Source organism: Bacillus sp. SH7-1 (assembly GCF_008042405.1).
GTDB lineage: Bacteria > Bacillota > Bacilli > Bacillales > Bacillaceae_G > Bacillus_A > Bacillus_A thuringiensis_N.
The window spans coordinates 131,320-141,314 of sequence record NZ_QNUD01000002.1 but is presented as its reverse complement, the minus strand read 5'-3'; the positions used below and the strand labels follow the sequence as shown (position 1 = coordinate 141,314).

Sequence of the window (9,995 nt, the reverse complement as noted above, 5' to 3'; positions counted from 1 at the left end):
TTTTGTAAAAGATCTACTTTAATCATTTCCGGACGATCTGTTGCGTTATCGTCTTTCCATGTTTTCGTTCCTTCTACTTTTGTTTCGCCTACTTTTGTATTTGTGATGTCAGTACCATTTACTTTGGATTCATATCCTGGTACTGCCTGTTCTTTCACTTCATACTTGTACGCTGCTCCGTTTGCATCGTATGCTTGGAGTTTTTCAAACGTATACTTCCAATTTGTTGCCACTGTTACTTCTTTTGTATCTACTACTTTACCATTTTGTAAAAGATCTACTTTAATCATTTCCGGACGATCTGTTGCGTTATCGTCTTTCCATGTTTTCGTTCCTTCTACTTTTGTTTGACCTACTTTTGTATTCGTGATGTCATAACCATTCACTTTGGATTCATATCCATCTACCGGTTGTTCCTTCACTTCATACTTGTATGCTTTTCCATTTTCATCGAACGCTACTAAATCTTTAAATTCATACTTCCAACCTGTTTCTTTGCTTACTTCTTGTGTCGCAATCACTGTACCGTTTTGTAGGAGATCTACTTTGATGGCTTTATGCTCTTCCTCTGTGCCACCTTTCCACGTCTTCGTTCCTGCAACTGATGTCTTGCCTACTTTTGTATTCGTGATGTCATAACCATTTACTTTGGATTCATATCCATCTACCGGTTGTTCTTTCACTTCATACTTATATGCTTTTCCGGCTACATCGTTTATTGCCAAATCTTTAAATTCATATTTCCAGCCTGTTGCTTCGCTTACTTCTTGCGTCGCAATCACTGTACCATTTTGTAGTAAGTCTACTTTAATCATCGTTGGACGACTTTGCGCATTTCCGTCCTTCCATGTTTTTGTTCCTTCTACCTTAGTTGTTTGTACCACTTTTGTATTTGTAATGTCATAACCATTTACTTCTGTTGTGTATCCATCTATCGGTTGTTCTTTTACTTCATACTTGTATGCTACTCCATTTGCATCATATGCTGGTAGGTTGTCAAATTTGTACTTCCAACCATCTGCCGCTGTTACTTCTTTCGTGTCTACTACTTTCTCATTTTGTAGTAACTCTACTTTGATTGAACTTGGACGGTCTTTCTCGTTATCGCCTTTCCACGTCTTCGTCCCTGCAATAGATGTAGTTTTCACTTTATTTGGAATTGGCAACTTAACTCCATTTACAGCATCTGATTTAACTTCAAAAATTATTTTTGCTTGAGGATCGAAATCAACATAGTCTGGAGCCGAAACTTCTTGCACATAATATTTACCTGGTTGTAAATTAGGGATTTCAATTATCCCTTTTTCATTTGTTGTATATACATCTCCAACTTGTTCATTAGACTCTTTATATAACTTAAACGAAACATTTGGGATTACTTTTTCTTCATCCCCTTCAATATGCTTCACAATTTTTAATGTTCCTCTTGGAGTCACGTTACCTTCAGCACCACCGCCAGCTGTCATATTTTCGACTGGATGAGTACCCGATTCAGTAACTGGTTCTCCGTTTAAAACTTGGTAATCAATCGTATAATCATTCTTAAAGAAATCTTGCTTCTTCCCGGCTTCCGTTATAGTGGATGTATAACCAATCGTAAAGGCAGCAAGACGTGCTTTATCCTTATTAAGCACAACTTTAAATGATCTGTCTCCAGTAAAAGTAATCTTTCCGTAACCTTGCTGTTCAAACTCTTGTAGCGTTAAAGATCGACGACCTAGATTATCATCTATACTTATATAGAAACTATCCTTATTAAGTGTTTGACCTTCTTGTAAATTATCAGTCACGACAATATCACGACTTAGCTCTTCCTTAGCTAAGTTTATATTCAAGAACCAACGTACTTCATCGTCCTTACCCGAGTTCATATCACCAGTTTTATAAAAAAACGGTGGCTTTCCAGGATCTGTACCACCACCACTACTTGGGCCGGTAATTGTTACAGACTGCTTATCTACATTTGTACCGAAATTGGTTTCAATCTCTTTCTTTTCATCCGTCCCTACATTAGCAGCTTCCACGAAAAAGTTTAAATACCCTTTAATATTTTGATGTGTACTCACTTTATCGTTAAATGTACATACCACAGTACCTGCAGTGACTTTACAAGTACCATAGTCATCTAATGGAAACTCTTTATCTAATCCTTTTAATTCTGGAGGCAGTGTTAATGTTAGTGTGTCTCCAGGCTTCAGCTTAAGGCCATCTTTTTCACTAAAGTTTACAGTTACTTTAGTCCGTTGTCCGACATAAAGATCTGTTTTATCAATCTTAAAACTATCCACAAGCCCTGCCGTGTTTAACTCTTGTGCATTTGCTACTATAGGTAAAAGACTTTGACCTATAGTAAACATGAAAATCATTATAATCGAAAAAATCGAAGTTATTCTCTTTAAATACATACTCTATGTTAGCCTCCTCATTATTTGAAATATAAATAGTTTCTGGTACAGACATGTTATGACGAAAATTCTGTTATCCAACTATTTCACCTGCGTATTTTTAATAGCTACTATGATTGCTTCCCTCCTTCACTACTACTTAACAACTTGAAACTTGATTTTTTATAAGTCCATCTAACATTTTCAACATGCCTACAATTATGTACTTTTGACCTATATTTTTAATAGGAATATAGATAAACTTTGATAACGAAGTTTAAATAATAAATACATATAGGTTACAGATAACAGAATACATGACAACCATTCTTCTTTTGTGCCTTAGGGATTATAAAATAATTATTATGTGTGTAAAAAACTTTAGTGCGGGCAAACATAGACTAACTACTTCACAGCAAATATGCATCCTATCAACTTCCATACTTATCGTTCTGAAAAAATAACGAAAATTAAGGATTCTAGTCGAATTAAGCATATCAACAAAAAAGCTTATAAATGTGGAGCGAGTTAAAATATTACGAACGAAGTATTGTTTGTCTATGAAGATAAAAGAAATAGTCTCCAAATCTGAATAAAGCGGAACAAGTTTGGGGTAAATAAAAATGATTGTGATTTTCAACTGATTTCATGTGAATTTTGCAGAAATACGAGAATCAGTCTTTTCATTTTTGGAGTATATAAATAGGTGTCGTGAAAAAGGGTGTCTCTTGATGTATCTGATTATAAAGCTATGTCAAAACATTAAAATAAACCTACATATCATTTATCCGCTAAAAATTTTTAATTTCTTTACGGATAATAAAACATTTATATATACTTATATGCATTTATGTATTAATATATATATAAATGATGTCAAATCAAAAATAAGAGGTGTATATCTCCTCATTATTTTTATTAAATCTAAAAAATCAAGTTGATTAGCACCAAATCCCTGGCTCCTTAAATAAGAAGTTTTGAGGATTACCTACTTAGTTGTTAGATAGATTATAATTTTAAGTACACTTACCTTGATTGTAATAACATAATTTAAAGCAATTACAACATTCCCTAGTAGCATTTCGTCAATAAATAATACAGATATACCTTTTTTGTAATTCCCCCAAAAAACAACAAATTTTTTCCATAGTCTATTATTCTAGAATTGTTACCAAAAATCAATAGTTAATTGTTGTTCCCTATTTTTACTTCATTATTATACGGCATCTTTAGGTTAACCGATTATCCTATTTTACATATTATATTCTGGCTAAGGTTGACCATCCTCATATCATTCTCCTTAATTTACACAACATTACATGTTTATTTTTTCCAGAAAAAGCCACCTTTCTTTTAAAAGTAATAACATCTATATCCTCATTAAAAATATGCAAATAATTCAGGTTTCACTTTTCTATTTCTCAATACAAATTAATTAAAATAAGGAAAATATATAATAAAGTCTTTATCCGTCTTCTTTTGTCAGTCCAAAAGAAAAACAATTAGTTATAGCAAAAATCACCTACTTTAAAGTGGTGATATTTTATTGAGAAAAAATATATATGCATAAAAGCATATTTTCTCCTGCTCATTATCGTATACAATATTAACTGTAACGAAAATGATTACAACTAATAAGGAGGCTTTTTCTACTATGAAAAAAATGATTTTAGCAGGTGCATTAACTTTAGCAGGAATTACTGGTGCTACCGCGTTTATTCCTGAAATAAAGGCTTCTGCCGCTACTCAAGAACAAAGCTTTACAAAATTTTATTCTTTGCAAACTGGAGGTAGTTCTGAACAAGAACCTATTTCCCTTCAAAAAGGACAAGAATTAACAATTCATCCTAACAGCAAAACTCCTAGTTACAGTGTTTATGACTCAAATCATAACCTTATTGGACGTTATTCTGATGGTTACGGCCGAATTTTCACTGCAAAAACAGATGGAAATATGTATGTTCAATTTCATGCACCTTACGTTTACTATAGTCCTGTTAGTTTTTCTGTTACTTATACAATCCAATAAAATAAAGGGCCTTTCTCAGGGGCCCTTTATTTTGCTTCCCAATTAACTTTTACAAAACCATCTTTCACCATTAAACCACTTATATTAAATACATACTTTTCATTCGCTTTTAATGTAGCTTTAAAAGTACCTGTTTTCGATTCACAGATCTCTTTTAACTCTCTTATACCTTCTCCTTGCCTTTCATGCAAGCTAAAGCATAAATTCCCACGTTTTGCATCTGTCTCATAAGAAAATGTTACTTCTGTATCTTTTGCATACTCAAGTTCAATATCTTTCCCCGCAATATCCCATGATGAGAATTTCGCCTCGTAACTTGTCTCCCCTTGCTTCTCATTTTCTAAATATATATCACCAGTTCTCCACATATCATCTAACGTTTGAAGAAAAGCAAAGCCACTCAGTAATACAAACATCGCACTTGCAAATATGACAACTAATGTTATCTTTTGCTTTTTCATAACCTTCATTGTATGTTCTCCTTCTATTTTCTTGTTACTTCTTCGTATCATATATAACAAAAATCCAATAAAAAATGGCAATACAATCGCTATAACACTCCACCACTTACTTATTCCACGCGTTTTCGCATCTGTATACACCCATGATGCTACACATACTAAAAGTGCTATAAAAGTCAAAAGCATTGTAATCCCAGCTATCTCAAATACTACAAATGGATTATTGAACTCTATCATGTGATTTATACTCCTTCTTTAAAAATGACTGTATGACAACATATATTGGAATGTATAGGTGCATCATAATAACTATCGTTATAATGACAGATATTTTATGTTCCAAATGACTAACAAACTGCCCTAGGGTGGCTGTTAATACAATTATCCAAATAGCATGAATGAAAATAACCCATCTCTTCTCTAATTTCCGAGCATTTCGCACGCCCTTCTTCGTATTATTTATCAGCTCTTCGCTAGGAATCATCTCTCCTGCTAAACTACTTTTTATCTTTTGATCAAATTTATCTTCCTTCATAAACGAACCCCTCCAAATGTTCTCGCATTTGCTTCTTCGCATAATTAAGGCGGTATTTCACCGTGCCAATTGGTATATGTAATATTTCACTCATTTCTTTGTAAGAATATTGTTCATAGTAGTAGAGTACGAGCACTGTTTTATATTTTTCATTTAATAACTGTATAACTTCTCGTATCATTTCTGCTTCGACTTTTTGAATAAATTCTTCTGATATATTCACATCATCTGCATGCTCTATTTCTCCGCCATCTTCTTTATGAAATAAATCCAATACACGATCTTTCCATCTTTTCTTTTTGCGATAAAAATCATAAAACGTACGAACACAAATTGTAGTAATCCACTTTTTATAATTCTCCACGTAAGAAAGTTGGTGCTGCGATGAAAAAACTTTTATCCACGTCTCTTGAAAAATATCTTCCGCGTCTTCTTTCGTCTTCGCTAACTTATAGCATAAGGAATATATTTGCTGCTTATATATATCAATTAATTCTTCTACCTTTTCTTCCATCTGAAACCTCCTGTCATTTATATAAGACGACGCAAATTCTCCTTTTGTTTGATAAAATTTTATTTTTTTATTATTTCCATACAAAAAGGCAATCACAACATCGTGTGATTGCCTTTTACTGAAAGCGAAAAATCGGTTTCGCTTTTCTTTATTGTCCAGCTCCAGCGGCTAGAATACTCGGTGGCTTCGCGCCTTCCTCCGAGGCAAAGTACGCCTCTCTGTCAGGAGCTCCATCCCCCTCCTATTCTAAACGAGCCGCTTCCGCTTTTCTTAATTACATTTTTTCTGGTGCAGATACTCCTACGATTGCTAATGCGTTTTGAAGTGTAGTGCGTACTGCTTTCATTAACTCATAGCGAGCTTTACTTAATTCTAAGTTATCTTGGTTTAATACTTTTTCTGCATTGTAGAAGCTGTGTAATGCCGCTGCTAATTCAAATGCATAGTTTGTAATGCGGTGTGGTAGACGTTTTTGTGCTGCATCCGCAACTACTGCTGGGAATTCACCAAGTTTTTTCAGTAACTCTACTTCTTTCTCAGAAGTAACAAGTTTGTAGTTCATGTCTTCGCCTGTAGCTAATCCTAATTCTTCACCTTGGCGAAGGATACTGCATACGCGAGCGTGAGCGTATTGTGCATAGTATACTGGGTTTTCATTAGATTTTGATACAGCTAAGTCCATATCGAAGTCTAAATGAGAATCACCACTACGCATTGCGAAGAAGTAACGCATTGCGTCCACGCCTACTTCTTCCATAAGCTCACGAAGTGTAACTGCTTTACCAGTACGCTTACTCATCTTCATTTTCTCACCGTTTTGGTATAGTTGTACCATTTGGATGATTTCTACTTCAAGCGTATCTTTATCGTAACCTAGCGCTTGAATAGCAGCTTTCATACGAGGAATGTAACCATGGTGGTCAGCACCCCAAATGTTAATTAACTTATCGAAACCACGCTCTAATTTATCACGGTGATACGCGATATCTGGCGTTAAGTATGTGTAAGAACCATCGTTTTTAATTAATACACGGTTTTTGTCATCGCCGTAAGTCATTGAACGGAACCAAGTTGCGCCGTCTTCTTCAAAGATTTCTTCACGCTCTTTTAATACAGCAAGAGCTTGATCGATTTTTCCGTTTTTGTATAATGATGTTTCTGAGAACCACACATCAAATTTAACACGGAAGCTTTCTAAGTCTTTTTGAAGTTTTGCTAACTCATATTTTAAACCGTACTCACGGTAGAATTCATAGCTTTCTTTTTCATCAGCTTTCGCATAACGATCGCCAAACTCTTCAGCTAAACGTTTACCGATTCCAATGATATCCGCACCATGGTATCCGTCTTCTGGCATTTCTTTCTCTAGGCCTAAAGCTTGCATGTAACGAGCTTCAACAGAAAGAGCTAAGTTATGAATTTGGTTACCAGCGTCATTAATGTAGTACTCACGAGATACGTCATATCCTGCTTTTGCTAATAGGTTACATAGAGTGTCACCTACTGCTGCACCACGTGCATGTCCTAAGTGAAGGTCACCTGTTGGATTCGCAGATACGAACTCAACTTGTACTTTTTCACCTTTACCAGTATTCGTTTCACCGTAAGCTTCGCCAGCGTTAACGATTGTTGGAATTAAGTCTGTTAAGTAGCTATTATCCATGTAGAAGTTAATGAAACCAGGACCTGCGATTTCAATTTTTTCAATAGAAGCTTTTGCTTTATCGAAGTTTGCAACTAATTCTTCTGCAATCATACGAGGTGCTTTTTTCGCAACGCGTGCAAGTTGCATTGCCATATTTGTAGAGAAGTCACCATTTGTTTTATCTTTTGGAGATTCTAATACAACGTTTGGAATCTGTTCTTCTGTCGCTAATTCTGCCTTTAATACAGCAGCTTGAATTTCTTCTTTAATTAATCCTTTTACTTGTTCTAAAGAATTCATTATTTTGCCTCCTTCAAATTAAGTGTAATTGTATATCTGCCAGCTTCTTGTTCACTTAGAAGCAATGCGTACGTTAAGAAAAGTTGTCCTTTTTTCTTTTCATCCGACCATTTAAAAAGAACGTTATCAGTTTTCGTTTGCAATGCAAACGTACCAAGTTCACTCGTGTACGTACCAGTTGTCCATTCACCTTTCACATGCGTTTGACGCATTGAAACAGCACCTGAACGCATAATGAGAACTTGTTCATCTTGAATTTTAATAATTGTTTTCACTTCGCCCTGTTCGTTCGGCTCTTGGAATGTTACATATGTACCTTGACCTTTTACATAGTATTGACCATTTGCTTCAAAAGCAACGGTTTCCTTCCTCGCCCCTTCACGGATTTCTGTTACGAAATGAACGTGTACCGGCAAGCCTGCAAGTTGTTTCTCCACGTCTTGCACACCTTTCAAATGTTATAGATATTAAATACTACTTATAATAAATCACTTTTCCTATCATATCAAAAAAAGACGCTGTCTGTCTGCTGAAAAATCAGGAAAACTCCATTTCAAAAAATAATTCACTTTCACTTTATTTCATATGATAAAATATTTTTTAAATCTAAATATTCTTTCATTTAAAGAGGTGAGTTAAGTGCTACCAACAAAATTGAAAAAAGGTGATGAAATTAGAGTTATTTCACCATCTTGTAGTTTAAGTATTGTCTCAACTACGAACCAAGAACTTGCTATAAAAAGATTAACCGACATGGGTTTTCAAGTCACATTCTCAACATATGTTGATGAGATAGATCGATTTGCTTCTTCCTCTATTTCTTCACGCGTTCAAGACCTTCACGAAGCATTTAGAGACCCAAATGTAAAAGCCATTTTAACAACACTTGGCGGATACAACTCTAACGGCTTATTAAAACATCTCGATTACGATTTAATTCGCGAAAACCCTAAATTTTTCTGTGGCTATTCCGATATCACCGCATTAAATAATGCAATTTACACAAAAACTGGACTCGTTACATATTCAGGACCCCACTTCTCTTCTTTTGGAATGGAGAAAGGGCTCGAGTATACGACTGATTACTTTTTAAAATGCTTAACTTCTATTGAACCTATTGAAGTCTTGCCATCTGAAACGTGGAGTGATGATTCTTGGTATGTAGATCAAGAAAACCGAGAATTTATTAAAAATGATGGATATGTTGCAATTCATGAGGGCGAAGCAACTGGAGAAATTATCGGTGGTAATATGAGCACATTGAATTTACTGCAAGGTACACCATATATGCCAAATTTAAAGGATAAAATTTTATTTCTTGAGGAGGATAGCTTAACTGGAAAAGCTACTCTTAAAACCTTTGATCGTTATTTACATTCCCTTATGCAGCAACAAAATTTTGAGTACGTAAAAGGCATCGTTATAGGAAAGATGCAAAAAGGTGCAGAATGCGCGATAGAAGACATTCAAGAAATGATTACATCAAAGCCTGAACTTGCACATATCCCTATCATTGCAAACGCAAGTTTCGGGCATACAACCCCAATTTTCACTTTCCCAATTGGTGGACGTGCAAAAATCATTTCTAACAAAGAAAAGACATCTATCACTATTTTGACACACTAAAAAAGGAGCGAATAAGTCGCTCCTTTTATGGTTTTTCTATTTTTTCCAACGCTTTTTGCGGAATTGATTCTTTCGGGATTTCAGCCCATCCTTTTCCTTGCATACCTTTTGCATAAATTTTTATAAACGCCCCTGTATGCAATTCACGGTTCATCATTCTTTTCACAACTTGTAACTTTCCGTCTTCTGTATACCCTTTAAAAGTATATAAGTATTCTCCGTCTTTTTTCTCACCTTTATCTATAACCGCATAATAATCTTGTATTTCTTTATTTGAAAAGAAGTTGTCTACAAAAGCATGTACACCTTCTGTTTTTGTGTTCAAATAATACGCTGTTCCACCTAGAATAATGGCGAATACAACTAAAACTTTAATTACCAATTTCATACATGCGCCTCCTGTTTGTACTTCTTTTTCCCTAGTCATATATCTATACTTGTATTATACGAAAAATGCCATACTATACTCTATCTAAACACCTTACACTTTCCTTACATTAT

General features: G+C 34.7%; 9 protein-coding genes. 2 read left to right on the top strand and 7 right to left on the bottom strand.

The window, feature by feature from the left end; all coding sequences use genetic code 11:
* Positions 1-2,405 (bottom strand): Cna B-type domain-containing protein (locus DN390_RS00895; RefSeq protein WP_147806379.1); only part of this gene is annotated, 2,405 nt, incomplete at its 3' end.
* A gap of 1,633 nt (positions 2,406-4,038) precedes the next feature.
* Between DN390_RS00895 and DN390_RS00890 the strand changes: the two genes are divergently transcribed.
* Positions 4,039-4,413 (top strand): hypothetical protein, encoded by a 375-nt coding sequence (locus DN390_RS00890; RefSeq protein WP_147806378.1) that lies wholly within the window; start codon positions 4,039-4,041, stop codon positions 4,411-4,413.
* A gap of 26 nt (positions 4,414-4,439) precedes the next feature.
* On the opposite strand, the gene DN390_RS00885 is transcribed toward DN390_RS00890, so the two are convergent.
* The 5 genes from DN390_RS00885 to DN390_RS00865 all read right to left on the bottom strand — a co-directional run bounded on the left by DN390_RS00885 (position 4,440) and on the right by DN390_RS00865 (position 8,305).
* Positions 4,440-5,111, bottom strand: a complete 672-nt coding sequence (locus DN390_RS00885; protein WP_147806377.1) for an ABA4-like family protein — start codon at positions 5,109-5,111, stop codon at positions 4,440-4,442.
* Entirely contained in the window at positions 5,095-5,409 is a 315-nt protein-coding gene (locus DN390_RS00880) for an anti-sigma factor (protein ID WP_075311625.1), read from the bottom strand. The genes DN390_RS00885 and DN390_RS00880 overlap by 17 nt, the downstream gene beginning before the upstream one ends.
* Positions 5,396-5,923 (bottom strand): RNA polymerase sigma factor, encoded by a 528-nt coding sequence (locus tag DN390_RS00875; RefSeq protein WP_147806376.1) that lies wholly within the window; start codon positions 5,921-5,923, stop codon positions 5,396-5,398. The genes DN390_RS00880 and DN390_RS00875 overlap by 14 nt, the downstream gene beginning before the upstream one ends.
* 274 nt (positions 5,924-6,197) lie before the next feature.
* Positions 6,198-7,868 carry an arginine--tRNA ligase gene (argS, locus tag DN390_RS00870; protein ID WP_147806375.1) on the bottom strand — a complete coding sequence of 557 codons (1,671 nt, stop codon included), beginning with the start codon at positions 7,866-7,868 and terminating at the stop codon, positions 6,198-6,200.
* Positions 7,868-8,305: a YwiB family protein gene (locus DN390_RS00865; RefSeq protein ID WP_000414868.1), complete on the bottom strand. Its 438-nt coding sequence runs from the start codon at positions 8,303-8,305 to the stop codon at positions 7,868-7,870. Before DN390_RS00865 ends, argS begins: the two co-directional genes overlap by 1 nt.
* Before the next feature lie 202 nt (positions 8,306-8,507).
* Here DN390_RS00865 and DN390_RS00860 point away from each other — a divergent pair, with 202 nt between their 5' ends.
* Positions 8,508-9,494, top strand: a complete 987-nt coding sequence (locus tag DN390_RS00860; protein ID WP_147806374.1) for a S66 family peptidase — start codon at positions 8,508-8,510, stop codon at positions 9,492-9,494.
* A 25-nt stretch (positions 9,495-9,519) separates the two neighbouring features.
* Here DN390_RS00860 and DN390_RS00855 read toward each other — a convergent pair whose 3' ends face one another.
* Positions 9,520-9,882 (bottom strand): YxeA family protein, encoded by a 363-nt coding sequence (locus DN390_RS00855; RefSeq protein ID WP_000779938.1) that lies wholly within the window; start codon positions 9,880-9,882, stop codon positions 9,520-9,522.
* Between the last annotated feature and the right edge of the window lie 113 nt (positions 9,883-9,995).

Excerpts from the sequence above, each read along its gene's own strand:
- DN390_RS00875 (WP_147806376.1), bottom strand. The coding sequence starts at position 5,923 with ATGGAAGAAAAGGTAGAAGAATTAATTGATATATATAAGCAGCAAATA.
- DN390_RS00885 (WP_147806377.1), bottom strand. The coding sequence starts at position 5,111 with ATGATAGAGTTCAATAATCCATTTGTAGTATTTGAGATAGCTGGGATT.
- DN390_RS00890 (WP_147806378.1), top strand. The coding sequence starts at position 4,039 with ATGAAAAAAATGATTTTAGCAGGTGCATTAACTTTAGCAGGAATTACT.
- DN390_RS00880 (WP_075311625.1), bottom strand. The coding sequence starts at position 5,409 with ATGAAGGAAGATAAATTTGATCAAAAGATAAAAAGTAGTTTAGCAGGA.
- argS (WP_147806375.1), bottom strand. The coding sequence starts at position 7,868 with ATGAATTCTTTAGAACAAGTAAAAGGATTAATTAAAGAAGAAATTCAA.
- DN390_RS00855 (WP_000779938.1), bottom strand. The coding sequence starts at position 9,882 with ATGAAATTGGTAATTAAAGTTTTAGTTGTATTCGCCATTATTCTAGGT.